The organism is Peptoniphilus faecalis, from assembly GCF_012976305.1.
Lineage (GTDB): Bacteria > Bacillota > Clostridia > Tissierellales > Peptoniphilaceae > Peptoniphilus_A > Peptoniphilus_A faecalis.
Map to the genome: position 1 here is coordinate 32,878 of NZ_JABDSR010000012.1, position 25,983 is coordinate 58,860.

At 29.8% G+C, this 25,983-nt stretch carries 24 protein-coding genes and 1 pseudogene; 7 read left to right on the forward strand and 18 right to left on the reverse strand.

What is annotated here, in order from left to right; genetic code table 11:
* Window positions 1-5: 5 nt before the first annotated feature.
* Window positions 6-1,325, reverse strand: coding sequence for a D-serine ammonia-lyase (gene dsdA / locus HKO22_RS08575; RefSeq protein WP_169970083.1), 1,320 nt, complete (start codon window positions 1,323-1,325; stop codon window positions 6-8).
* Between the two features lie 142 nt (window positions 1,326-1,467).
* Here dsdA and HKO22_RS11080 point away from each other — a divergent pair, with 142 nt between their 5' ends.
* On the forward strand, window positions 1,468-2,037 hold the full coding sequence (locus HKO22_RS11080) for a helix-turn-helix domain-containing protein (RefSeq protein WP_083635563.1): 570 nt from the start codon (window positions 1,468-1,470) through the stop codon (window positions 2,035-2,037).
* 550 nt (window positions 2,038-2,587) lie between these two features.
* On the opposite strand, the gene HKO22_RS08585 is transcribed toward HKO22_RS11080, so the two are convergent.
* The 17 genes and pseudogenes from HKO22_RS08585 to HKO22_RS08665 form a co-directional block, all read right to left on the reverse strand.
* Window positions 2,588-3,511, reverse strand: a complete 924-nt coding sequence (locus HKO22_RS08585; RefSeq protein ID WP_202968692.1) for a DUF4268 domain-containing protein — start codon at window positions 3,509-3,511, stop codon at window positions 2,588-2,590.
* Between the two features lie 54 nt (window positions 3,512-3,565).
* Window positions 3,566-5,674, reverse strand: coding sequence for a type I restriction endonuclease subunit R, EcoR124 family (locus HKO22_RS08590; protein ID WP_235860817.1), 2,109 nt, complete (start codon window positions 5,672-5,674; stop codon window positions 3,566-3,568).
* Window positions 5,675-5,769: 95 nt separating this feature from the next.
* Window positions 5,770-6,330 (reverse strand): protein adenylyltransferase Fic, encoded by a 561-nt coding sequence (fic, locus tag HKO22_RS08595; RefSeq protein ID WP_235932843.1) that lies wholly within the window; start codon window positions 6,328-6,330, stop codon window positions 5,770-5,772.
* 11 nt (window positions 6,331-6,341) lie between these two features.
* Entirely contained in the window at window positions 6,342-6,653 is a 312-nt protein-coding gene (locus HKO22_RS08600; protein ID WP_202968690.1) for a hypothetical protein, read from the reverse strand.
* A gap of 644 nt (window positions 6,654-7,297) precedes the next feature.
* Entirely contained in the window at window positions 7,298-8,233 is a 936-nt protein-coding gene (locus HKO22_RS08605; RefSeq protein WP_013669676.1) for a S66 peptidase family protein, read from the reverse strand.
* A gap of 418 nt (window positions 8,234-8,651) precedes the next feature.
* A complete protein-coding gene (locus tag HKO22_RS11160; RefSeq protein WP_196793341.1) occupies window positions 8,652-8,828 on the reverse strand; it encodes a DUF1697 domain-containing protein in 177 nt (58 codons plus the stop codon).
* 222 nt (window positions 8,829-9,050) lie between these two features.
* On the reverse strand, window positions 9,051-11,006 hold the full coding sequence (gene tet(T), locus HKO22_RS08615) for a tetracycline resistance ribosomal protection protein Tet(T) (protein ID WP_075660133.1): 1,956 nt from the start codon (window positions 11,004-11,006) through the stop codon (window positions 9,051-9,053).
* Window positions 11,007-11,439: 433 nt separating this feature from the next.
* Entirely contained in the window at window positions 11,440-12,477 is a 1,038-nt protein-coding gene (locus tag HKO22_RS08620; RefSeq protein ID WP_235860816.1) for a type I restriction endonuclease, read from the reverse strand.
* A 33-nt stretch (window positions 12,478-12,510) separates the two neighbouring features.
* Window positions 12,511-13,155 (reverse strand): restriction endonuclease subunit S, encoded by a 645-nt coding sequence (locus tag HKO22_RS08625; protein WP_075660132.1) that lies wholly within the window; start codon window positions 13,153-13,155, stop codon window positions 12,511-12,513.
* Window positions 13,137-14,312: a restriction endonuclease subunit S gene (locus HKO22_RS08630; RefSeq protein ID WP_169970085.1), complete on the reverse strand. Its 1,176-nt coding sequence runs from the start codon at window positions 14,310-14,312 to the stop codon at window positions 13,137-13,139. The genes HKO22_RS08625 and HKO22_RS08630 overlap by 19 nt, the downstream gene beginning before the upstream one ends.
* Window positions 14,305-15,171: pseudogene (locus HKO22_RS08635) on the reverse strand (type I restriction-modification system subunit M); the annotation flags it as partial. The pseudogene HKO22_RS08635 and the gene HKO22_RS08630, both read right to left, overlap by 8 nt.
* 76 nt (window positions 15,172-15,247) lie before the next feature.
* Window positions 15,248-16,741: a recombinase family protein gene (locus tag HKO22_RS08640; RefSeq protein WP_169970087.1), complete on the reverse strand. Its 1,494-nt coding sequence runs from the start codon at window positions 16,739-16,741 to the stop codon at window positions 15,248-15,250.
* The gene (locus HKO22_RS08645; RefSeq protein WP_169970089.1) at window positions 16,734-18,404 is read right to left on the reverse strand and encodes a recombinase family protein; all 1,671 of its coding nucleotides are present in this window, start codon (window positions 18,402-18,404) and stop codon (window positions 16,734-16,736) included. Before HKO22_RS08645 ends, HKO22_RS08640 begins: the two co-directional genes overlap by 8 nt.
* Complete coding sequence (locus tag HKO22_RS08650) at window positions 18,404-20,074, reverse strand: recombinase family protein (RefSeq protein ID WP_169970097.1); 1,671 nt, start codon at window positions 20,072-20,074, stop codon at window positions 18,404-18,406. The genes HKO22_RS08645 and HKO22_RS08650 overlap by 1 nt, the downstream gene beginning before the upstream one ends.
* A gap of 100 nt (window positions 20,075-20,174) precedes the next feature.
* Window positions 20,175-20,396, reverse strand: a complete 222-nt coding sequence (locus HKO22_RS08655; RefSeq protein WP_062810436.1) for a hypothetical protein — start codon at window positions 20,394-20,396, stop codon at window positions 20,175-20,177.
* A gap of 475 nt (window positions 20,397-20,871) precedes the next feature.
* Window positions 20,872-21,282, reverse strand: coding sequence for a sigma-70 family RNA polymerase sigma factor (locus HKO22_RS08660; RefSeq protein WP_062810435.1), 411 nt, complete (start codon window positions 21,280-21,282; stop codon window positions 20,872-20,874).
* A gap of 269 nt (window positions 21,283-21,551) precedes the next feature.
* Window positions 21,552-22,073 carry a hypothetical protein gene (locus HKO22_RS08665; RefSeq protein WP_223246810.1) on the reverse strand — a complete coding sequence of 174 codons (522 nt, stop codon included), beginning with the start codon at window positions 22,071-22,073 and terminating at the stop codon, window positions 21,552-21,554.
* Between the two features lie 188 nt (window positions 22,074-22,261).
* Here HKO22_RS08665 and HKO22_RS08670 point away from each other — a divergent pair, with 188 nt between their 5' ends.
* From HKO22_RS08670 to HKO22_RS08695, 6 genes are all read left to right on the forward strand, one after another.
* Window positions 22,262-22,663 carry a helix-turn-helix domain-containing protein gene (locus HKO22_RS08670; protein ID WP_000852883.1) on the forward strand — a complete coding sequence of 134 codons (402 nt, stop codon included), beginning with the start codon at window positions 22,262-22,264 and terminating at the stop codon, window positions 22,661-22,663.
* A gap of 8 nt (window positions 22,664-22,671) precedes the next feature.
* A complete protein-coding gene (locus HKO22_RS08675; protein ID WP_062810434.1) occupies window positions 22,672-23,220 on the forward strand; it encodes an ImmA/IrrE family metallo-endopeptidase in 549 nt (182 codons plus the stop codon).
* A gap of 8 nt (window positions 23,221-23,228) precedes the next feature.
* Complete coding sequence (locus tag HKO22_RS08680) at window positions 23,229-23,711, forward strand: ligand-gated ion channel (protein ID WP_062810433.1); 483 nt, start codon at window positions 23,229-23,231, stop codon at window positions 23,709-23,711.
* A complete protein-coding gene (locus tag HKO22_RS08685; protein WP_062810432.1) occupies window positions 23,704-24,900 on the forward strand; it encodes an AlbA family DNA-binding domain-containing protein in 1,197 nt (398 codons plus the stop codon). The genes HKO22_RS08680 and HKO22_RS08685 overlap by 8 nt, the downstream gene beginning before the upstream one ends.
* A 175-nt stretch (window positions 24,901-25,075) precedes the next feature.
* Window positions 25,076-25,432, forward strand: coding sequence for a plasmid mobilization protein (locus HKO22_RS08690; protein ID WP_000013365.1), 357 nt, complete (start codon window positions 25,076-25,078; stop codon window positions 25,430-25,432).
* Window position 25,433: 1 nt separating this feature from the next.
* The coding region (locus HKO22_RS08695) for a relaxase/mobilization nuclease domain-containing protein (RefSeq protein WP_169970091.1) at window positions 25,434-25,983 on the forward strand (550 nt) is incomplete at its 3' end.

The following is a 25,983-nucleotide window of genomic DNA, read 5'->3' on the forward strand; positions in this document are numbered from 1 at the left end:
TCCAATTATAAATATGTTTCCAAATATTTTTCCATTATTTCATCTGGAACTAGCTTTCCACCTGTTGCCCAAGCAAAGTGATTTATATTTTCTTTAACATCTAATAAATCATTTTCTTCCAAATATTTTTTACTTTCCTCGTATTCAAATAATTTAATAGGACCTTCAAAGGCAGAACATGCTGATGGTTCAATTTTTATATCTTCACTATTATTTAGATCTCTCATATAATCAAACAATTTGTTGTCGTTCATTGTGAAAATTCCAGAAATTATTGGTTCCATTACTTTTCCAACAAAACCTGATGGTCTTCCAACAGCAAGTCCATCGGCTTCAGTTTTTCCATCAATCCCAAAATCTTGTACACAAATATCTCCATTTAATCCTGTTGCCATACCAATTAGCATACATGGCGCATGAGTCGGTTCAATATAGAAAATATGGCAATTATCTCCAAAAACTTTTTTAAGCCCAAAAGAAACTCCACCTGGTGATCCACCAACTCCACAAGGAAGATAGAAAAATGCTGGGTTATCTTTGTCAACTTTTATCCCTTGATCTTCTATTTGTTTTTTTATTCTATTTGCAGCAACTGCATATCCCAAAAATAAGGTAGAAGAATTTTCATCATCAACAAAATAAGAATTCGGATCTTCATCAGATTTTTTTCTACCAAGCTCAACTGCTTTTGTAAAATCTCCATCATATTCTACAACTTCAGCACCCTTTGATCTTAACAAATCTTTTTTCCACTGTTTAGCATCATTTGACATGTGAACAATAACTTTAAAACCTAAAGTCGCTGAACTAATCCCAATAGACAAACCAAGATTTCCAGTAGAGCCAACTTGAATTGTGTATCTTGAGAAAAATTTCCTAAATTTATCACTAGCTAAAATTCTATAATCATCATCTTCCTTTAGCATTCCAGAATCCATAGCAAGTTTTTCCGCATGGTACAAAACTTCATAAATTCCACCTCTTGCCTTAATTGATCCAGCAACAGCCAAGTGAGAATCCATTTTTAAATATAAATTTCCTTCTAAAGAAGTTTTTTCCTTCAAAATTTTTTCCATATTAGGAATTTTTTTAAGAGGAGATTCAATAATTCCATTTGTAGCTTTCGTGTCATCAAAATATTCCATCAATAAAGGAGCAAATCTTTTTAATCTGTCCTCAGCATCTTTTATATCGTTTTCATCAAAAGGAAAATTTTTCCAAACCTCTTCGCCAGTTTTTTTCTTCTTATTAATCCAAACTGTTTCCTTTTTTTCAGCTACTTCTTTTAATACTGGTTCTCTTTCAAGAAATTTCGTGATGTCCATTTTTACCTCCTAGTTAAATTATATTAAACTTCATTTAATTTAATTTAATTCTATCACATAAGAAAACATTGTCAAGCTTTTATAAAAATAAAATTAAGTAAAATATATGGTATAATAATAAAGCAAACAAAAAATAGAAAGGGTGATCATAATAGATAAGTTAGGATTAAATATTAAAAAATTTAGAAATATAAAAAAATTATCACTCAAAGAACTAGCAAAAGAGATTGACGTATCTCCATCTATGCTTAGCCAAATAGAAAGCGGGAAGGCAAATCCTTCTTTAAATACATTAAAATTAATTTCAAAAAACTTAGATGTTCCAATGTTTACTTTATTTGAAGAAGAAAACAAAGAATCCGCTATGATTGTAAAAAAAGAAAATAGAATAAGAATTACAAGCGGCAGGACAAATTCAGACAAATACCAATTAAGCTATGATCTTTTAAGTCCAGATATGAAAGGCGATATACAACTTTGTGAAATGAAACTTTCAGGTTTTCAATATAATTCAGATGATTTTAATATACATAAAGGAGAAGAAGTTGCAGTTTGCTCGCTTGGAAAAATAGAATTAATGTTAGAAACAGGCACTTACCTACTTCAAAACGGTGATTCAGTAAGAATTCCAAGCGGAACAAAACACAGATGGAAAAACCCAGGAAAAGAAGATTGTGCAATAATATTCGCCATAAGCCCACCAATTTTCTAAATGATGAATTGCAATAATGTTGCGACACTTGTAGCAAACTAAATTCGTGCATAAATATTTTAAATGGAGTTTGATATTAAGACATTTTTCTAGGTCTATTATTGAGATCTATTATATTTTTAATTAATCTTCCATTTCAATTTTAGTCAAAGCCGTTTTCTTTGGATAATATTCTCTTATATAAACCCTTTGAATTTTCATTACCTTCTTTCTTTAAAATAAAAAAACGACAGAATTATTGCTTTCTATCGTCTAAAATTTACATATTAAATTTTCATCACAAGATAAGACACTTTTAAGAATCTTTAGTTTTGTTGGTATTGTAATATGATAAGACTATGTTACACTTTTTGTACTTTGATACAATTCTTCAAAAGCTTTATCTGCTTATTAAGATTTAACGAAGGATTGTCAAGGGCTTATAGCACAAGCATGCCTTGACAAAAATGAATTAAATTCTATAGTCTTAGGAAGCTTTTTATTTATCACATACTGGAAGTTTTATCTAACTTAAGCTCGTTTTTTAATTTACTAATTCAGCCAAATTCCATTATATATAATTTCTAAAAGTTCTCCTAATGACAATAACCTTATCTATTACTTCATCTATAAGCTCGCCATAGTTTTCGTGATTATCAAAATCTAATCCGCTAATATAGTAGATAATTCTAGAAGCCTTTTTATTATCTAATCTTTGCCAATCCATATTAAACCCTAATTCATTTTCTATTTCTTCAGATACTGAATATAATCTATCAAAAAGTTCCTTATTATAATTGATGTAAACTTCGATACCTATACTATTTGTTTTATTTACCAATGTAATTGATATATGTGCTTCACTTGTTCCAAGAGCAACATCATACCAATGATCTGTTGTAGCTTTTCTTACATTAAAGGGCTTATTTCTTGAAATTAAAACTTCATTAAATCTATTCCAAAAATTCAATCTTTCAGCCTGTGATTTACTTAACTCTCCACTGTCGACATTTGCATTTGTTGTTTTTACGAAATCATTAGGCTTTTCTATAATCACAAACTTAGGTGCTGGCAAAGAATCTCCAATCCTATATGCCCGAATTTCCATCAAGAAAAATGAAACATCCTTAGTTGTCTTATTGTTTAACCACTCTATTGCACTTCTGTGTTCTTCTCTTGCCTCTTTAACTATCCAAACAACAACATTTGCATCTAGACCAGATGCATATGTTATTATTTTACCTAAATGGTCATGGTTTGTCGCTTCCAATTGGTTTTCAATAATTACTTTAATCCCCGTAGTTTCATCTTTTGCAACTAAATCACAACGATAAGAGCCAACAAAAACTTCTTTATTTATCTCTGTCAATGTTAATCCTATTTCATCACCTAGCATTTCAATATTTTCTTCTTTTGATAACCATTCTGAAAAATCATATTGCTCATGTTTCCAAAGTTGTCTAATATCAACTTCTTCTAATTTTCCTAATCTCAATTTATTCACCATCATATCAAAATCAATTCTTATATAAAAAATAATAAATTGGAATTATATCCCAACAAAAATTTCTACAATTTTTCTTATTTTTTCTAATACAGATTCCTTTTTCTTTTCTCTAGCGCCATGCCTACGTGAAGTCGGCGGAATGATGCGATCTAGCTCATCTCCTGCATATTCTACGTAGCCTTTATTAATAGATCTTTCTATAAAACGTTTTGAATCTTCTTTCAAATTTTCGTCCTCAACTAAAGATATAATTTTATTCTCTTTCTCTTTCTTTGCAAATTTATAGAATGACTCAAGAATATCGTCATTATTTTTTAGTTCAGACAATCTTGTGTTGTTTATAAAGTCCATAATCAATTCTTCTTTTGCCCTTGTGCCAAGGCTTGACCTGATTACCCTGCGAACTTCTGCTTTTAAACTTTCAACATCATCATTTTCTTTTGACTTTTCCAATATTAGAGCCAAAATATAATCAAGATTTATCTCGTCTGTTTTAAGTAAATCAATTTGAAATTCAATATCGGAAAAATCTATTTTATCACCTTCTGGATTTTCATTGCTCCCTGAATTTAAAATGCCTTCCCTAATATCAACATAAACACTTTTCATATCCTGCATCTGTCTATCTGAAATGATTTTTTCAAAGTTTTCAAACTCATCAAAATTTTTGAGGATATTCTCGGATTTCAATAACTCGCCAAAAAGTTTTACAAATTCTTTTTTATCAGCTTCCAATATAATTTCTGTAGGTTCAGGGAATTTAGACACAATCTCATTACAAATATCTATATAACCCTTGACTACATTTCCAGTTTCTTCATCTTTAAAACCATAAATGTACTCTTCATAGCTCTTTTCCAAAATAATGTTTACACTGTTTTCATCGCCAAAAATCTTGATTGCATCCTGAGTAGCTTTTTCTAAATCCCTAAAACAAACAATGTTGCCAAAAGTTTTTACCTTGTTGAGTATGCGATTAGTTCTTGAAAAAGCCTGAATAAGACCATGATATCTCAAATTTTTATCTACAAATAATGTATTTAATGTAGGAGCATCAAATCCAGTCAAAAACATTCCCACTACTATTAGCAAATCGACTTTCTTCTCTTTTACTTTAAGAGACAAATCCTTATAATAGTTTTGAAATTTATTTCCATTAGTAGAAAAATTAGTTTTGAAGTAAGTATTGTAATCGTCAATTGCCTTATCCAAAAATTCCTTTGCCGTCATCTCCATTGCTGAAACATCAAAATCCTCTTCTGCTATTTCTCCAATTGCTCTTTGTTCCTCATTAGGTGCAAAACTAAAAATTGTAGCTATTCTCAATCTTTTTTCTTCAGGTAAACTGCTCTGTTGTCTTTCAAACTCTTCATAATATAACTTTGCCGCTTCAATACTTTGCACAGCAAACATTGCATTAAAGCCATTGAGCCTTCTATGCTTTATATCATAAAACTCATTGCGATGTGTTTTTGTATTAAATACCTTTAGAATATGTTTTGTAATTTCACTTATTCGCTCGGGATGTAGTAGCATTTTATTTTCCAATTTAGCTAATTTTTTCTCATCTTCCTCTTTCTCCGCTTTTTTAAATTTAGGTGTAATATTATTATAATCCACTTTGAATTTTAAAACTTTGCCATCACGAATAGCATCCGTAATAACATAGCTGTGCAGTTGTGCTCCAAAAATACTTGCCGTTGTATCTCCACCAAGAGAATTTTCTGGAAAAATTGGCGTTCCCGTAAAACCAAATTGATAATATTTCTTAAATGACTTCCTTATATTTTTCTGTGCCTCTCCAAACTGAGAGCGATGGCATTCATCAAATATTAGGACACAATGTTTATCATAAATTTCATGGTCAGGATTTTTCTTAACAAATTCATTTAGTTTTTGTATTGTAGTAACTACAATCTTATTGTCATATTTTTCAATACACCTTTTAAGTTCCTTTGTATCTTTACTTCCATTTACACTGTCCGGCTGAAACCTTTGATATTCTTTCATTGTTTGGTAGTCTAAATCTTTTCTATCTACAACAAAAAATACCTTATCAATGAAATCCAGTGTCGTCGCAAGCCTTGCCGCCTTAAAAGAAGTAAGCGTCTTGCCGGAACCTGTGGATACAAGAGCAATAACTTCTCCCACTTGCATTATCTCATATCTAGGTTAGCTATTGCTTTTTTCTGATAGTATATTTATTTTTATTTGGATAATAATCACTATATAAATTATTTCTTAGATTATTTTGTATAATATCCCTCATATTCATATGAACGCTGGATTCCTCTCATATAAACTTGTCTATCATTAATTCTCTCTGTTAAAGCACCTTTTAACAAAACTTTAATTTCTAGAGAATTTATCGGTGATCTTTCCATAGCTGATAAATATTCTTCTTTATCTATCTTACTCCAATCTATGCACATACCCATATTTGATTTAAAAATTAAATCCAACCATATTCTAGTAGCTCTCCCATTCCCTTCTCTAAAAGGATGAGCTACATTCATTTCTACATATTTTTCTATAATACTATCAAAATCTGACTCAGGCATCTTTTCAATAATTTCCAAGTTAGATTCTAAAAACCTAACAGGAGCAAAGCGAAAATTGCCCTTTGATAAATTCACAGTCCTTATTTTTCCTGCAAAATCAAATACATCTTGAAATATATATTGATGGATTTGTTGTAGCCCCTTAAATGTTCCTACTTCAAATGTATCTATTATTTTGTTATCAAAAAGTTCATAAGCTCTCTTTTTTGTTAATTCTATATTTTCTTGCATAAAACATTCCTCCATTTACTCTCCTACTAAATTCCATAATGGATAATATACTTATCTCTTATTTTAGCCTCTTTAAACAATTCAATAATTTTATTATATGGTTCTTTATCATATTTGCTAAAAATAAATATAAAAGAATCAATTGACTCAGGTGGTATAAGTGTTATCCCACAATACGCAAGATTCATTCCTGGGCATTCTAGCGTATGCCAATAACAGTAAATATCATCGAAACTATGCAATAATGGTTCAATAAAATCATCATTTATTTTGATAAGTTCAAATTTTTCAGGCTCATATTCATCAAACCTCTGATATTTTTTTGGAGTATCTTCCATAATACCAAACTCATGGTAGGCCATAATCATCTTCCTTCATAAATTTAAATACTGTAGCTACATACCTTTCTACTTATGTGTAACTAGCTAATTCCACTAATATAAATATATCAAATAATTGAGAATTACTAAATAATCAAATTCTGTTCTCTCATGCACTGCCTTATGACAATTATACCTGATACTCTAAAAAATGCATGAATTTTTTTACATAAAAATCTATGAAATCCTTGATACTATAGTATTTATACACCCTGTCACTATTATGATACGAGCCCCTGTGGATAGAAAATCAAACAATTATATCTGGAAGACTAATATTTGATTACTTTATTAAATTATTAACATCATCCTCTATTCAAAATACATTCTCTGCATTGATAATATGTATAATTTTATCGCTATTAAGAATTTCTTCTATTTTTTCACCAATAAATCTAGACTTTATGTTGTAATTTTTTAAGTTTTTTGTAGGAATCTAAGGAAGTTTTTCTCCATCATTTACATAATACCATCTATATCATCAGCATCTTTTGTTAAAACCCTTCTAACTTCCATTTTCATTTATAACATCTCCCTCTTTGGTTAACTTTTCTCTTTTAATGGTTGATAGAAGTGTTCTATATGCCTTTAGAGATTATTAACTAATGCTTCACTACCTCCAATAAAATGGAAGTTTCTGTTGCATTCACCCTTACTAGTCCACCTATTGGAAATGTTGCAAAGGGGAATACGTGTCCAAAATCAACATTAAATACAATAGGTATATTTTTAAGTTGTTTTTTAGTTGATACTATTCTTTGAATTACATTTATATCTATTTTACAACTATCATCAAATCGCCCAAATAATATTCCTTTTACTCCATTAAATTTTAAGATTTGAATTAAAGATTGCAAATTTCTTTCGAACTCGGCAGCGAAATAATTCCCCATAATATTATCATCTTCCAAAAATAATATCTTGTTCTTTAAGTTAGGCATAAATTTTGTTCCTTGCAAAAGATTCAGTGTGCAAAGGTTTCCTCCTATAAGTTCTCCCTCACAACTTCCTTCCTGTATAAGATAGTATTCTTTTGCATCTTTAGATGGTCTTATATTATACTTATCAGAATTCATAAGACATCTTTCAAAATATGAATATGTATAGTCAGTTTCTTTTTCAAAGCCAAAACTTGAGAAATGGGGTCCATGATAAGTAACTAAACCTGTCTTAGAATAAATGGCATTAAGCAAAGCAGTAATATCAGAAAATCCACATATAATTTTGGGATTAGCCTCTATTAAAGAATAATCTATATACTCCAATATTTGATTAACATTAAATCCGCCTATGCAGGTAAGTATAGCCTTAACATTTTTATCTAAAAAGGCTTCGTGTAAATCTTCAACACGAGACTCGATACTTGAAGAGTTCACTTCATCAATTTCACGACTGTTTCGTGAAAAAGTTATTTTAAAACCTTTTTCCGTTAACAATGTTAAAGCCTTATCAAAAGTATCTTGCCTTACTACACTCAAACTTCGAGAAGGAGCTATAACCCTTATCTCATCTCCAATTTTTAATTTATTAGCAATCATTTAAACACTCCTCCTGAATATGTTATATTAAATATTCCAATTCATAACTTCTCATGCACTACTTACAACAATTATACCCAATTGCTCTAACCAATGCATGAATGCTTTCAATAAAAATCCCTGAAACCCTTATGTTAAAACATTTATGCACCCTGTCACTATTATGACACGTTCCTCGGTGGCAAGAAAAAAATGTCCAGATTATTTGATCTGCCCCTTTGAAATTTATTATTTTATTATAAATAAGTTTTCAAGCCAATATTAGTTTAATATAGAATAAAAGATATACATCCCTCTCTACAATATGATATTTATCACTTTCACTTCGATAAATATCTATGTATTCAATCTTATCTTTTACAAGATTATGTGTCAATAATACAGCATATAGACTTACTACTTCTGATAATGTCTCTGCTTATGTTACTTCATCCTTAGAGAATGGGCAATCCAAAATAATCTGTTCTAACACTATAGAAATCCTCAAAATAATCTTTATGAAAGTCCCGAAAACTGCCTTGATCTTATGTTCAATTTTATTACGTAGGGATTCCCCCACTTCATTTGATTTGAATAGAATATTTCCACTTTGAATATATGTCTTTTACTTCATAAAATTCAATTTGATCCAAATACTCGTTTTAAATCTGTCATCTAAATTATATTTTTCCTATCATTCAGAAGTAAAAAAACACCAATTTCATTTTTTTAGTAATGTACTACCATTCAAGTTTTCTAATTGATACAGGTATGCTCCCTCATCAACTATTTTAAAACTATGATTTCTCGATTCTATTTTAAATTTTATATTTAGGCCTCAATTTTCATCCTGTTTTTGAAATAAATATCTTAACCCTTCCTTGTTGCTATCATTATTGTCGTTCCCAATATCATTAATTATAGGCTTATCATTATATATATCATACCCATAAGGCTCAGTAATAAATATACCCTTTCCATTTGAATAAGAAAGTAATTCTGACTGATAGGACTTCGATGTATCAACAGGTATCTTTCCACTTAAAGTTGTCTCCTCTCCCTTGGCTATTATATCTTCAATAGAAGCCCTCATCTTTCTAAGATCACTCATAACCCTTCCGCAGAAATCATTTGGAACTTGAACTGTATATTTTAAATAAGGTTCTAATATTTCAGTTCCTGCTTTTCGAAGAGCTTCCCAAAATACATATGGTGTTAAATTCCTAAAGTCAGAGGGGGTACTTACCGGGCTATAGTATAATCCGTAGTCAAAAGTTACCTTTAAGTCTGTAATCTCCCAGCCATAAAGTCCTTCTTTGCAAGCCTTTTCTACAGCTTCTTTTACTGCATTTTGAAATGAATTATTTAAATATCCATAGGACACCTCTGTCTTATATAATAATCCTGACCCTATTGGTAGTGGTTCTATTGACAGTCCAATAGATGCCCAATAAGGATTTGGTGGAACCTCTATATGGATTACTGCTTTAGAGTTTCTCTTAGGTCGTTCTTTATATATTGTTTTCAATTCACCAAATTCAGTATCTATTTTATATCTGTTTTTAAGTAGTGATTTGATTACTTCCATCTGAATATTTCCAAATAGCTTCAATATGATTTCTCCAGTATCTCCGTTAATTTCACAATCGAGAAATGGGTCTTCTTCAGTTAATTCAAATAGTGCTTCTATCAGTTTGCTTCTTTTGCTTAAATCACAAGGTTTAATTGATGCTCTCAATGCCGGTTGGGCTATCTTTATATCTAAAATCCCGTCATATTTCTGTCCAATATAATCACCTATCTTCAGAGAATTAGCATTAGAAATAATAGCAATATCCCCACTATTAACCTGATCTACCTTAACAATTTCACCATTTATAATTGTTTCTAAGTTTCTTACCTTGAAAACTTCTTCTCCACCATTTTTAAAAATTTCTTGACGTATTTTTATACTACCTTTAAATATTCTTAAGAAAGTCATCTTTCTAGATTTTTCATCCCTATCAATCTTATAAACATACGCTGATAAAAGGTCTTCAGTATTATAGCTCTTGGTAGGAAGATATTTAGTAATGGCAAATAATAGCTCGTCAATTCCAATATTTTTTAAAGCCGAACCATGAAATACAGGATAAAGATTGCAGTTATTAATCTCATCCAAAAATACATCATTATATTCTTTTTCTGTAATGACATCGCCATTTATATATTTTTCTGCTAGATAATCATTTATATCCAGTAACTTCTCTATTATTTGACTTTGAATTACTTTATCATCCCTTACATTTGTCAATTCAAAATCACCTTTATCTTTTATTTTAACTGATTGCATTATTGCAAGATTAGAAGTTAATTTCTCCTGTATTTGAGTGTATATTTCATCCAAATATACTCCCTTTCGATCTATTTTATTCACAAATATAAGGGTTGGAATATTTAATTTCACTAAGGTATTAAAAATCACTTTCGTTTGAACTTGTATTCCCTCTTTTGCTGAAATTACTAAAACAGCTCCATCTAATACTCTCAGTGTTCGTTCAACTTCAGCTATAAAATCCATATGCCCAGGGGTATCTATGATATTTAGCTTTGTATCATTGTAATTAAATGAAACTGTAGATGCTCGTATAGTTATCCCCCTATCTCTTTCAAGTTCCATCGAGTCCGTTATCGTTGTACCATTATCGACTCTTCCAATCTTATTAATTGCCCCACCTTTGTATAATAAACCTTCTGTAACAGTTGTTTTTCCTGCATCAACATGTGCTAATATTCCTATATTAATAATTTTCATTTTATACCTCCATAATTATATAAAAAATCCCCTGTGATAAAATACTCTCTTCACAGGGGAACTTATTTTTTATATAACTGCTTAAAGTAAATATAACACACTCAATTAGATATAACATCAGGGTGCTACATCTACAGTCTAATCAATGCTATATAATACATAAAAATATAAATTTATTGTTATGAGAATATTTCTAAATAAAAGTACAATTAATAAGCCATACAAATATCCTTTTGCATGGAAAAGTACTTGTTCTATTTTATTAATAGTTATTTAAAAATATTATGCCTCATATGATAAAACTCCTTTGATTAATACTGCACTTTATAATACTTGTTTTTATTTTATTTGTCAAGTAAGCCAGAATCTTTGATAGTGTCAATATTTTTTAGAAAAATAAGCTTAATAACATTCTAAAATTATACCTAAGGCTCTAATAAATGCATGAATTATTATTAATAGAAGTTCCTGAAACCCTTGATTCCAAAACGTTAATGCACCCTGTCACTATTATGACACGTTCCCCCGTTGTGTGCCAAATAAAACCTCCCGCTTCTGGTCTGCCCGCTTTTTTCCCCTCATAACTTGATTTTATCTTCCACAAAATTCGTTCGGTTGCCGCTATTTGATAGGGTCTCATAATAAGAAGAGTATTATTGACATCAAATACACAATACTTTGTAAGCACTTCAAGAATGACACGTTTTTCAAAAAAAGTTTTAGTAAAATCCTCTAAATCGCAAATCACTTTGTTTTTAGCATCCGCCCATTCACAAGTAAACTCATAATTATTTTTATTTTGCGCCGTTGTATTGGCAAAATATCTTGTATAAGTTCCATTAGAAATGACAAATATCTGAACATACTTGTATAGGGAATTATCGCTGTTAAAACTTTCTTTGCTATACCTGTGAATTTGGTTAAAGGCCTCATGTAAATTCACGCCTCTTTTTTTAAGCTCTATATGGACAAGGGGCAAGCCATTTACTAAAATAGTAACATCATAACGATTTCGATTTTTTCCTTCGCCACATACCTGATTAGTAACTTGCAAAAAATTGTTGTGAATATTTTTCTTATCAATAATCTTAATATTTTGCAAATGTCCATCGTCAAATATGAAATCATGGACATGATTTTCCTGAACTTTTCGAGTTTTTTCAATCATACCATCACTTGGAGCATCCAAGTATTCAAGTAAAAATCTGTCCCATTCTTTTTTTGTAAAAGAAACTTCATTTAACTTTTCAATTTGAATTTTTAAATTTACATATAATTCATCCTTTGATTTTACAATAAGTCTCTCATACCCTTGCGAAACCAAATTTTCAATTAATTGACTTTCAAGTTCAGCTTCACTTTGGTAGGAAGTTTCTCTAACTTCAAGGTCCTTTTTAAAATTAGCTAAAATAATTCCGCCAGTCATTTCAGCAATTGTAGATGCATTATAATTTACTTTATTCTCTGACATCTAAATTACTCCTTCCATTTGTATTATTAATTACTAGTTTTTCCTTGGAAAATCCATTAATCTTTCCCTATAATATTCATACTGTTTTTGCCTTAACTCTATTTCTTTAGGTAAACCTTGAGAGATATCATTGATAAGAGCATCAAACTTATCGAGAATAGAAACAATATATTCTTGGACTGGGAGAGATGGTAATGGAACCTCGTATTCCATGATTTTATTTTTATCTCCTCTTGGCATTTTTGCCCCTTTAGAAAATTTGATATCATATTCAAAGAAAGATTCACTGGACAATGTTTTATACAAAAATCTAGGTATAATCATATTTTTAAAATCATCTTTTATACAAAATACCAATACATCGCCATTAGTCCCACCATCAACATTTGCTATCCAAATCTTTCTTAAATATGGTCTTATATTCCCTATCAAGACATCGTCTTTTTTAAAAGCAATTAAATTTCCTGTATTAGGAACATAACTGGAATCTACCTTTCCTAATTTATCTTTCAATAAATTTTCAACACCAACATAGTTTTCTGCGTTTAATAACCCCGCTGATACTCTTTTAGAAGAATATTGGGTAATGTCTTTTAATTTTTTCCACTCAAAGCCAAATAGTTTTACTCCAACAATATCCGCAGCTTCTTTTAATAAAGTTAAATACCTCTTAGAGATGTAACCTCTCTCTCTCTCTCTCTCTCTACCATATTTTCGTCAAATGTCAAGAGTTTTTCACGATAATATTCATATTGTTTTTGTCTTTGTTCAATTTCTTGAGGCAATAATCCCTTTGTGTCAGAAAGCAAAGATTGAAACTTATCTAAAATTTCAACCACTTTATTTTGAACTGGAATAGGTGGCAAAGCTATTTTTATTTTATTTAAAATTGATTGTGTAAGGCTTGGTCTTGTAAAATCTGTGCTCAACTTGGCAATATCGAAATTTTCGATAAAATAATAAAAGTACTTAGGGATTATTTTTTTATCATCTATCTCTGTATAGAAAATAGTATCTACATTCCAAAACGGTTCGTCTAAATAAAAAACATTTTTTATTGAACCTTTCCTAGGTATTAAAACGGTAGGTTTATTATATGAATACTTATTTACATAGATATTCATTTTGCCGCCACTACCATATACGGGAATATCACCTTGTCCCAAAGATTTCCAATCTTTTCCATTCCTTATTTTTGCAATTTCTTCTATAGTAACATTTTTCAATTCATATTTGTTTTCAAAAAATATTTTTTCTGAAATCTTATTCAAATAATCTTCACTTAAAAGTATATCTCTGTAATACTCATAACCTTTAGTTCTAAATTGTAATTCAGATTGTAATTCAGACTGTAATTCAGTAACATAATTTGTGAATTTATCAAGTATTTTTACTATTTTTTCTTGAGTTTCTATGGATGGGATTGGGATTTCAATTTTTAATATTTTTTCTTTAGAGATACTATATGGCACTGCCGATTTGTTAGATATTGAATATAAATACTCTTGCTTCTCCAATAAAAAATGATACAAATATTTTTTTAATACTTTTTCATCAGGGTATACAGAAAAACAAACATCATTTGCCCAAAATTTCTCTTTCTGCCAACTCACATATCCAGCCGTCCCATACTGTGCAATTGTTATAGTATTTTCATCTCTATTTTGTTTATCGATATAGCCCATATATCCTATTCCACCAGATACAACTGGATATTTTCCGTTTTCTACAAGATCTTTTTTTGTTACTCTAATTCCTCGTACAATTTCGCAAACTTCTCCTAGTTTCTTCCACTCAACCTTTTCATTTTTCAATAGTTCGTCTATCTTACTCATCTTCAAGCTCCTTTATTATTTCATTTATAGAAGCTCTAAGTTCATCTATTTTCTTGACAGTTTCTTCAATTTCCCTATTTAAAACTTTTATATCAATCTTTTCTCTTGTATCTTCCTTTTCTACATAAGTTGAAACTGAAAGATTATAATCATTTTCTTCAATTTCCGCCTTATCTACATATCTTGAAAAGTATTCTACTTCTTTTCTACTTCTAAACTCATCAAGAATTTTTTCAATATTTTTTTCTTCTAAAATATTATTATTTGTTTCTTTCTTAAATTCTTTGCTGGCATCAATAAACAGTACCTTATTTTCTGTCTTGTTTTTTGCCATGACTAAAACACAAGTGGCTATTGAAGTTCCAAAGAAGAGATTTTCCGGAAGCTGAATAACACAGTCAATAAAATTATTATCTACAAGATATTTTCTAATTGTTTTTTCAGCGCCTTTTCTGTAAAAAATTCCTGGAAAACATACGATGGCTGCTCTGCCCTTGCTTGAAAGATAGAATAATGAGTGCATAATAAAGGCATAATCGGCATAAGACTTTGGTGCCAATTTGCCCGCTGGAGCAAATCTTTCATCATTTATCAGAGTAGGATCAGCATCTCCCACCCATTTAATTGAATAAGGAGGATTTGATACTATGGCATCAAAGGGCTTTTCATCTTTATGTAAGGGGTTAATTAGAGTGTCTCCCCTTTTAATTGAAAAGTTATTGTAATTCACATTGTGAATGAACATATTCATACGTGCCAAGTTAAAGTTGGTCATATTTATTTCCTGTCCAAAAAATCCTTCATCAATAATATGTTCATCAAATTGCTTTTTCATCTGCAACAGCAAACTTCCACTTCCCTCTCATGTCAAGCTTATGACAAAAAAGGGATTATAGTTATGTAATATAAAAGAGAGTGATTGCTCACTCCCTTTGCTACTTCCATATTATGTTCAACACTTCGTTTCCTTCGCAGATTACTGAGTCTATATATTTCTCCATCAATTCTCTGGTAAGTTTAGTGTTGTCTATTACTTCTTTTTCTTCTTTTGCTTTTTGTATTTTTTCTTTTATTGCTTGTATTTCTTCATCTATCAAATTTTTAGAGTCAATGAATTTTTGTCTATTCATCTTGCCTAATTTATACTTCTCAAAATTATGCATTTTTTTAGCTTCAAGATCTTCGATAGATTTTTCCATTGGTTTAACTTTTACTTTTTCATCCTTGATTGGATCTTCTAAACCATATTTTTCCTTTATTGCTTCAAATACTTGCTCTTCAAGGCTTCCTGCTCTTGAGTTCTTATGTTTTACATTATTACACTTACATATCCTACAAGTAAAATATGTGTGAACTCTTATGCTTCCATCTTGTCGTTTTCTTTTTGATTGAATACATCCTAAAATGTGATTGCAAGTTGGACATTTTGCAAAACCTTGTAGTGGAGATTTCTTTCTCCATTCATAATCGGTATTTTTACCTTTCATAAACAGATTCTTCTCTTTAATCTTTTGAACTTTTTCAAAGTCTTCTCTAGATATAATAGCTTCATGATTATTCTCAACTCTTTCCCACTCTTCTTTTGGTTTGAATTTAAACGAAGATGGATTCAATACTGAATTATCTTGCATATTGAAAGTATAAGTTCCAGTGTAATTTTCATTCGCTAATACATCTATTACATTGCCATTAGTCCAAGTTGGTCTAGGCTTTTTAGCTGTTCTAATTATTGAATATTCGAAATCAAGGTTTGTTATTTCGCTCTTTCTTTTTGATGGTGTTGGAATTTTTTCCTCATTTAATATCTTAGCTATATTTCTTGAAGATATACCATCAAGTGCAAGTTTGAAAATCTTCTTTACTATCCAAGCTGTTTCTTCATCGACTATGATTTTATGTCTATCATTAGGATCTTTCATATATCCCAATGGTGGACTCCAAGCTAAAAACTTTCCTTGTTTTTTAAGTGTAGTCATAGATGATTTTACCTTTTCAGAAATATCTTTTGTGTAGAAATCATATAATAGTCCCTTGAATTGAATATCTAAATCTGTTCCATTTCCCTTTTCTTTGTTGCTATCATAGCCATCATTTATGGCAATGAATCTTACTCCAAGGAATGGAAATATATTTTCAAGATAATCTCCAAGGGTTATATAATCTCTCATAAATCTGGACAAGTCTTTTACAATTATCGTCTGGATATTATTTTTCTTTACATCTTCGAGCATTCTTTGAAAAGCTGGTCTATTTTCATTTGTTCCAGAATATCCATCATCGACATATTCTTCTCTTGTAAAGTTCTTAAATTCTTCATTCTTATCGAGATAATCATTTAGATATGCTCTTTGATTTATGATACTTTCACTTTCATCAGTCTTTATCATATCTTCAACGGATAATCTAATATAAATAGCAACCTTACTCATCGTCTGTTCCTCCTACCAAATTATCTATATTGAATTTAAAGACTATTTCAAATTCGTGTTTATCATAAACTATTATTTTTTCAATTAAGCTATGGATTAAATCACCAGGTAGCTTTTCTAAATTCTTTGAAGCATATAAATCATTTATCCATTTTGTTGATTTTAATCTTTCTTTTTTAAGTTTTGATATATTAACTTCGATTGCTGAAATCTCATTATCAAATGTAGACATATGACTTTGAGCAATCTCTCTTCTTAATAGATACTCATCTCTATCAATCTTACCTAGACTGTATTCTTCATAGGCTCTTTGAATGATATTTTCTTCATTTAGATTTTTTCTTTTAAGATTTTCTATGTCTTTCTTAAAAGTATCTATTGCTTTATTAAATCTAGATTTAATTCGGTTAACAAATTTTGTCTTGCTAGTTGTCTTCATAATAAACTCAGAAATCTTATCACTAATAGCCTGATCTAAATCTCTTTCCATAATGAATACTGATTTTTCGGGTTTTATACTTCCACTAAATCTCTCATTCTGAAATGAATAGTAAAGTCTATCTTTATTTTTACCATAGATACGAGTTCTTCTATTAAGTTCTTTGCCAGTATTATTATTGATTACAAGACCTTTAAATCTGTTATCATAGTCCCTATTTTCAAAATTGTGCATTGGCGAACTGAAAACATGATTTTTCTTTCTTTCTCGTCTTTCTTGTAATATTCTTTCGTGAACTTCCCTAGAAATGATTGCTTCATGAGCATTTTCACAAATTATATACTGACTTTCATCTACAAAATGTTGTTTAATGCCTTTTGCAAGATTTTGTTGCTTAACTCCTTGTACTAAAGTCCCCGTATAAGCTGGATTTGTAAGCATTTTAGAAATTGTCCCTTTATTCCATTCAGGATCATCATCTTCTCTATAAACTCTCCCAGTTTTATAATAAATCATTCCAGGAGCATACCCTTTTTCATTAAAATGCTTTGCGACTTCATATTGGCTTTTGCCTTGAAGAGTTAAATCAAACATCTCTTCTACGATAAATCTAACATTTTCATCGATTACAAGTTTTTGACCTTCTTTAGATTTTTTAATCTTGTATCCGTAAGGTGGAACAGAACCAATAAAGTATCCGTTTCTTGCTCTGTTGTGTTTTGAGGTTTTTATCTTAACTGAAATATCCTTAGCATACATATCATTGATAATATTTTTAAGAGTAACCTCAAAAGATTTCTTTGAGTCTGTTTCTTTAACTGTGTCTAATTTATCATTAACTGAAATAAATCTAACACCTAGAAATGGAAACACTTTATCAATCAATCTTCCCATTTCGAGATATTCTCTTCCAAGTCTTGATAAATCTCTGATAATAATACAATTGATTCTTCTATCCCTAATATCTTGCATCATATTCTGAAATGATGGTCTTTCAAAGTTTGTCCCACTATATTCATAGTCAGTGTAAACTTCTAAAACATCTATATTTTCTTTTAATGCATATTCTTTACAAGATAGGATTTGAGTTTCTATGGAATATGATTTTTCTCTCCACTCTTCTGTTCTTTCGTTAGATAGTCTTGTATAAATTCCAGCCTTAAAGACTTTTCTTTCGATCTTTTCGCTTTTCTTTTCAATATATCTTTTGGAAGTTCTTGCCATTATAAAACACCTCCAACTAATTGCATTGGAGTCTTGTTTTCAAGAGCATTTCCAAATATTTTATTTATTGAAATCAAATTTTTCTTTACTTCAGACTTACTTTCACTTTCTTCTTTTATAAGGGTCTTCAGTAAGTTAACTGTTTCCAAATTATTAAAGACAAAATTAATCTCATTATTTTCTCCGATCTCAATTCTATCTATAAAAGATACAATTGTTAGCCTATTTAGACTGCTTAAATCAGTGGGAACAATTTCAGAAACCAAACTGTCCTTGTTTTTCATCTTTTCTTGCAAGTTAGCAAGTATATTTTTCTTTGTAGCAATTTGTTTCTCTATTTCCCTGATTTTAATAAGATAATTTTTTCTGAACCTTTCAAACTCTTCAGAAGTTATAAGTTGGTCTTCTAAGTCCATATATAAAGATTGTCTAAGTCTTTCATACTTTCTCTTTTCTGAGTTTAAGCTTTCAAAATCAATATTAAATGTAACTTTTGATACATCTAACTTATTAACTTGACTTAGTAGTTCGTTATATTTTTTTAAATAATCTTTAAGTGCAAAAAGAGTCATATCAAGTAGATAGTCTTCTTTTATACTATGTCTTGTGCAATCTCCTTTGTTATTATAGTGAGAACAAATATAAAAAATATTATATCCATTCTTGGACTTAACCTTTCTTCTAACCATTGAAGATCCACAATCTTTGCAATAAAGCATTCCTGATAAAATATGTGGTATATCTGCCGATTGTTTTACATCTCGAAGCATCATCTTATTAGCCAAAGCATAAATGCTTTTTGAAATGATAGGCTTATGAGAGTCGTTTATTACAATCCAATCTTCTTCATTTACTTCTACTTCTCTCTTAGACTTGTAATTTAATTTTCTAGTTTTCCCTTGTTCAAGCACTCCTATATAGACCTTGTTTGTAATAATCCTATTGACCATTTTTGCGTCCCATTTAGAGTCTTTAACAATAAAACCAGTAGTATGATTATTGCCAGAATTTTCTTTATGCTTAGATGGTGTTACATAACCTATGCTATTTAAAAAATCTGCAATAGCCTTAGACGAATAACCGTCTATCTTCATATTGAAGATTCTTTCAATTATGTGTGAAACTTCTGTATCGACGACTAACTTATGTTTGTTTTTGCTATCCTTCTTATAACCAAAAGGAGCAAATGCACCAATAAATTCACCATTCTTTCTTTTAATCTCTTTTGAAGATTTAACCTTCATAGAAATATCCCTACAATAAGAATCATTAATAAAGTTTCTTATAGGAAGAATTAGGTGTGTATCACTTACATCTGCATTTTCACTGTCATAGTTATCGTTTACGGATATAAATCTTATACCTTTTTCTGGAAATATCTTTTGAAGATATTTTCCTGATTCGATATAATCTCTCCCGAAACGGGATAAGTCCTTCACAATAATTGTTTTGAACTTCTTCTCTTCAAGATCTTGAATCATCTTCTTAAATTTTGGTCTGTCAAAATTAGATCCTGAAAAGCCATCATCTACATATTCAGCAACAACTTTAAAATCATTGTCCCTTGCATATGATTTGATAATCTGTCTTTGATTTGAAATAGAATTACTTTCTGTGCTATCTCCATCCTCTCTTGATAAACGAAGATACATACAAGCAAATTTTTCCATCACAAAACCTCCTTAATTTGTATTTGGGCAAATAGTCATTAAGGAGTTCTTCTACCACTTATATTTTACCGCACCCAAGTTTTTAAGTCAGCACCCCAGCTTATAGTCTTATACAAGCTCTACATAAATAAAGCTCAACAATATCTAGTAAGTCGAGGGACTCTTTATCACTTTGAGTGTAAGTAATTTTTTTAGAATAGTCTTCTTTTGATATTTGCTCTTTAGGTTTATATTTCTTCTTTTCTTTTGTATTCATAGGTTTTACCTCACAATATAAAATTAAAGTTTTTTGACATTGACAAGTGCTTTGGATTAGCAACATAGGAATCTCACCTCCGCCTCTATTCAGGATGAGCCGGCTTCAACCTTAGAAGTATCATTATCCTCATTTTCTTCATAGCGAATAGGGTATCCCTCCCTATATTCAAACTCTTACTTATCGCTCCCTTTCTTCTTCCCTTGCTTTTAGCTTAGCAGTGCTTGTTTTGCCGAATTATTCAGCAGAAAGATCTTGGCGGATAGGTTATTACGCTCCAAAAATAATTAATGTCTTGTCTTGGTCTATTCAATTGTTAAGGTTCAAAATTTATCGAGAGCTATTAATCTTTTTAAAATTGACCATCAGAAAATACTTATCTTGATGAAACAAAATTGTTTAAAATTACCCTCTTATACTTAACAGTGAAAAGAAGTCTTTCTTGGTAACCAATTTTCAAAAATAAATTTGGTTAAATGAAAAGGTCCAATTCCCACTGCATAAGTAACAGTGAAAATTAGACCTTCTTGGTAACTGTCATCTAAAAGTCTTCTAACATTTCCTTTAGTTTCTCTAAGACTTTATTACGCCTTTTAATAACGGCTGGATGAGATATATTGAGTTTGGCAGCTACTTCTCTAATTGTTTCTTCTTTATAAAAGAGGCTTTCTATTAGGTCTCTTTCAGCAGGATTGAGTTTAGAAATAGCTCTTCTTACTTCTTCAATCATTTCCTTTGTTTCGATAATTTTTTCAACATCAAATTCCAGATCTTCTAAATTTTCTTCGAAGTTTCCATCATGATCATAGGAACAAAAAAAGAAACAGTTATTTAACCTGTCTCTTCTTATTTGATATTTCTCTTTATTCAATTCACTATGATAGGCAAGATATACTTCCTTGCTAACAACTATTTTCTTTCCTTCTACAAATAAATAATATTCTTTGTCCATTAATTTTTCCTCCTTGTTGACATGAATTTCTTTTGTTTGAAAATAAAATTCACACAAGGAGGGTTTCTAATTCTATGCATATATTCTCCTGGGCATAAAAAAAGACCGAAAGAAAATAAATTCTTTCAGCCAATAAATGCCAATATTAAATTTAGGTGCAAATCACCCATCATGGATATTATATATGCACTTAAGTACACATAAAATTCGTATATGGTACTTTTTTCATTCGGAAATAGTACGCAATAAGTTCGTCATAAATTAATTTCTTAGATGTTCATTATTTCTTCAATGCTACGACCGTCTTCAAGTTGGCTAATAGCAGTCGGTAAAGTATATCCCCAAATTATTACACCAACCAATGCAATTGCTTCCTTTTTTCTTTGATAATAAACAGTTCTCTCTAAAGATACACTTCTCATACAAGCTTCATCAGTAATCTTTTTTTCAGAAATGTAGTAGTTATAAATAATCTTATGATAGATTTCCCCATACTCTGGATAAACTTTTAACCTAACACAGGCATCATAAATTATTAAAAGCATAAGCTTACTATCCATTACATTGGAAACTCTATTATTGAACTTTTCTTCAACTCTATCTGGAGCAAATGTAGAAAGATACAAGTAAGCAGATTCTGAAGTTGACCCATAGTTTTCTTTACTCTCAAACATCATAAAATTTGCCCTGCTATCTACTGCCCAGGTAACTTGTCTATATAAACTTAAAATAAGTTTTGCAGCTGAACTGATCTCTTCAAATTTCAAGTTGCTATCTGCATACATGTTCATTATATTCTTTAAAGTTTTACTTATTCTCAATCTAATCACCCCAATACAACTTATTTACAAACTTGAATGTTTGTGCTATAATATGAATATAAGTTCAGTTTGTATTATATCTTAAATTGAAAAATAATTCAAGCACTATTGTTCGTATTAAAAGTTATAAATGCACATTAGTTCAGGAGGTTAAAGTTATGGCTTTTGCGGATAGATTAAAGGAATTTCGTGAAAAAGAAAAGTTAAGTCAAGCAGATTTTGCAAAAATGATAGGAATAAGTACAAGAACTCTTGTACATTATGAAGATGGAGAAAGATACCCAAGAGATGTCGAGGTTTACAAAAAAATTGCTGAGGTTATGGACTGTGATTACAATTATCTTTTAGAAGAAAGTGATGAGTTTTTAAATCGAGTTTATAACATGGGTGGCAAAAAAGAATTAGAAAAAGCTAGAGCATTAACAGAAGGTCTAAGTTCTTTATTTGCAGGTGGAGAAATATCTGATGAAGATAAAGACGCTGCTTTTGAAGCTATTACTCGTGCTTATTGGGAGGCGAAAAGAGAAAATAAGAAATATGGTCGTAAGAAAAAAGATTAGGTGATTATATGAGCATGAATCGCTATATATATGATAAGGTTAATCGACTTATAAAAAAGTATAAGACACGAGATCCTATCGAATTAATAGAAGCTTTGAATATTAACCTGGTATATCTACCTGAAACAAAAATACTTTTAGGAATGTACCATTATATTCAAAGGAACAGATTTATTTTTATCAGTAGTAACACAAATTTTAATAGAAAGACGATATTAGCACACGAATTAGGTCACGATCAACTTCACAGAGATTATTGTATGAGTGGAGGAGCTTTTCATGACCAAACAGTGCTAAACCCTACAAATAAATTTGAAACTGAAGCAAATATTTTTGCAGCTCATTTATTAATTAGTGATGAAGATGTCCTAAATAATATCAATGATCAAGTATGTGATTATGAAATCGCTGGAAAATTAGGCGTAGATATAAATTTACTAAATCTAAAAATTTCTGAGTTAGCAAAAATGGGCAAGTTTAATAAACCAATTAATGTTAATACACCTCAGGGAGATTTTCTCAAAAACTATCGCCCTGAACATGATGATTATTATTAGGAGACTCTATGGGAATTTTTATTGCAGGATATATTTTATTAATTCTTTCTGGAGTAGTTTTCTACTATCTCATCTCTACCTACTCTGTAAAAATCTCAGCATTTTTGATTGATTTTATAGTTGTAGGTTTAGGATTTTATATATCCATAAAAGATAAACTAGATAACAAATTAGCTATTCCCCTTTCAATTACAGTAGTAATAATTTATGGAATATTTCTAATTTTAATAAATCAAAAGCTACCAAAAATCAGTAAACTTTTAAACTATATAATTGCTTTCATAGGATCAGCAGTTGCCTTATGGTTGGCACTTGATTTTATAACAAGCACACTAAGTGCTTTTAAAATAATAGGTCAAACTTATCATCAATTACCAATAACAAAAAGTATGATGATAAATTCCTTTATACATTATGTAATTATATTCTTGATTAGTATTCCAGTGTTTAAAGGTAGAATGAAATTTATACTTGGAGGAAATTATGAGTAGAGAATTTTTGGAAGAAATTATATCTGAGAAAATATCCGAAAGTGATACATTAGAATATAAAGATTACTATTTTGCAAATGGTAAATTAACAAGCCTAGATCAAAAAGAACTTGCTAAATTATTTAAAGAAATATGTGCCTTAGCTAACTATAATGGTGGCAAAATAATATTAGGATTAAAGGAAGATAATAACCATAACCCTTCAGAACTATCTGATGTAGGTGTGAACAAAGATACATTCGAAATGTGGGAACAAGCTTTAAGAAATAAAATTTCTGTAAATATTATCCCCTCTCTCTATGGTATAAAAACTGAACTTGTTGAAGTTAGTGATGATACCAATTGTATTATCATAGATGTACCTAGAAGTGTATTAAAACCACACGCATATAACACTGGTAGTAACCATGAATTTTATATAAGAAATGGAAATACTTCCATTCAAATGAGATACAATGATTTGAAAAATAGTTTTGATGCACTGAGCAATAGACAACAAAAATTAGAAAGCTTCAGAAACGAAAGAATTTCTAGTATTTTAAATAGTGAAATAGATGATACGTTAATAACATCACCTATATTATTAATCCACATTCTACCTGAAGTTTCATTTGATGAAAGAACATATATTAATCTAAAAGCTTGTGAATATAATGATAATTTAGATATTTTCAATCCCGATGGCTACCATGGTTCAGTAAATTATAATGCAAATGGTTTAATCAAAACTCGAAGAAATCATAAAGATTTCTTATCAACATATATACAAGTTTTCTCTAATGGCAATTTAGAAATTGGAGAGATTTATTTAATGAAATATTATGCTGATGAGGACCCTAAAATGATTTACTGTTGGGATAATTTTGAAAAAATTATTGCAAAAAAAATATATAATTACTGTAAAGAACTATCCAAACAGAAATTAGGAACTGGATTCTATATTTCTTTTACTTTATTAAATGTTAAAAATTATTACTCTAGAACTTCAGGTTTTGGAGAAATCAGTGAACCAATTAAGCAAAATATCATTAAGTCTCAATTTGTTAAGTGGGATATAAATACATCTTATCAATCATCTATGTACCAGCTTTTCAATAAATTTGCTAATATCTTTGGTTCAAGAGAATCATGGTTGTATAATGATGGAGAACCTATTGCTGAGAAATTTAATTTTATAGCTGAAGATTAGAGACAACTTAATACACGCTTAACGCTTATAACTTTAATAGCAAGCACAGTAAGTGTACGGACACTTACGAAAAAATTAATGGAGCAGACCTTTATGGCATGCTCCATTTTTTTAATTTTTACCTTGTTAGGGAGAACCCTAAGACCCCAAAATTTATTTTATAAAGGAGAATAAAATGGCAAATAGATTTAGAAATGAAAGAATAGAAATAAAACTAACTAAGGAAGAAAAAGAAGTTTTCGAAAAGAAAATGAAACTTGCAAATTGCAAAACAATGTCCCATTTTCTTAGAAAATGTGTATTAGAAAAAGAGATATATGTTGTAGATTTAGAACCATTTAGAAACCTACAATGGTTACTTTCAAATGCTACGAATAATATAAACCAGATCGCAAAAGCTACTAATACAACTGGTGTTATTTACAAAAATGAAATTGAATCAATGAATAAGCAGATAGAAAAATTATCAAGAGAAATATGGCAGATTCATTCCCTACTTCTAAATAAATCAAAAGAAAGTTCTGGTGATTAGTATGGCAATTACAAAAATACATCCTATAAAATCAACCCTAAATTTGGCAATAGACTATATAACTAAGAGTGAAAAAACTGATGAAAAAATCTTGATATCTTCATTTAAATGTCATCCATCTACTGCCCACATACAATTTATGAAAACACGAGAAGATAATGATACTACAGGTAAAGTTTTGGCTAGACATTTAATCCAATCTTTTCTACCAGGAGAGGTTGATCCTATAAAAGCTCACGAAATTGGAATGGAGTTATGCAAGAAAATTTTAAAAGAAGATTATGAATTTGTTCTTGCAACTCATATTGATAGAGGGCATATCCATAACCATATTATTTTTAATAATGTTAATTACAAGACTGGTAAATGCTACCAATCTAACAAAAAAACTTACCATAAAATCAGGTATCAAAGTGATGAATTGTGTAAAGAAAATAAGCTTTCAGTAATTGATAAATATTATGAAGCTTACAAAAGAAAATATAAAACTACTGGTAAGTCTTGGTACGAATATGACCAAAACAAGAAAGGAAATTCTTGGAAATCTAAAC

Coding starts and splice junctions, on each gene's coding strand:
- HKO22_RS08650 (WP_169970097.1), bottom strand. CDS start 20,074: ATGGAAAAATTTGCTTGTATGTATCTTCGTTTATCAAGAGAGGATGGA.
- HKO22_RS08630 (WP_169970085.1), bottom strand. CDS start 14,312: ATGAGTAAGATAGACGAACTATTGAAAAATGAAAAGGTTGAGTGGAAG.
- HKO22_RS08670 (WP_000852883.1), top strand. CDS start 22,262: ATGGCTTTTGCGGATAGATTAAAGGAATTTCGTGAAAAAGAAAAGTTA.
- HKO22_RS08685 (WP_062810432.1), top strand. CDS start 23,704: ATGAGTAGAGAATTTTTGGAAGAAATTATATCTGAGAAAATATCCGAA.
- HKO22_RS08660 (WP_062810435.1), bottom strand. CDS start 21,282: ATGGACAAAGAATATTATTTATTTGTAGAAGGAAAGAAAATAGTTGTT.
- HKO22_RS08675 (WP_062810434.1), top strand. CDS start 22,672: ATGAGCATGAATCGCTATATATATGATAAGGTTAATCGACTTATAAAA.
- HKO22_RS08620 (WP_235860816.1), bottom strand. CDS start 12,477: ATGTCAGAGAATAAAGTAAATTATAATGCATCTACAATTGCTGAAATG.
- HKO22_RS08655 (WP_062810436.1), bottom strand. CDS start 20,396: ATGTTGCTAATCCAAAGCACTTGTCAATGTCAAAAAACTTTAATTTTA.
- dsdA (WP_169970083.1), bottom strand. CDS start 1,325: ATGGACATCACGAAATTTCTTGAAAGAGAACCAGTATTAAAAGAAGTA.
- HKO22_RS08645 (WP_169970089.1), bottom strand. CDS start 18,404: ATGGCAAGAACTTCCAAAAGATATATTGAAAAGAAAAGCGAAAAGATC.
- HKO22_RS08690 (WP_000013365.1), top strand. CDS start 25,076: ATGGCAAATAGATTTAGAAATGAAAGAATAGAAATAAAACTAACTAAG.
- HKO22_RS08600 (WP_202968690.1), bottom strand. CDS start 6,653: ATGGAAGATACTCCAAAAAAATATCAGAGGTTTGATGAATATGAGCCT.
- HKO22_RS08605 (WP_013669676.1), bottom strand. CDS start 8,233: ATGATTGCTAATAAATTAAAAATTGGAGATGAGATAAGGGTTATAGCT.
- HKO22_RS08640 (WP_169970087.1), bottom strand. CDS start 16,741: ATGAGTAAGGTTGCTATTTATATTAGATTATCCGTTGAAGATATGATA.
- HKO22_RS08665 (WP_223246810.1), bottom strand. CDS start 22,073: ATGAACATGTATGCAGATAGCAACTTGAAATTTGAAGAGATCAGTTCA.
- HKO22_RS08680 (WP_062810433.1), top strand. CDS start 23,229: ATGGGAATTTTTATTGCAGGATATATTTTATTAATTCTTTCTGGAGTA.
- fic (WP_235932843.1), bottom strand. CDS start 6,330: ATGGAGGAATGTTTTATGCAAGAAAATATAGAATTAACAAAAAAGAGA.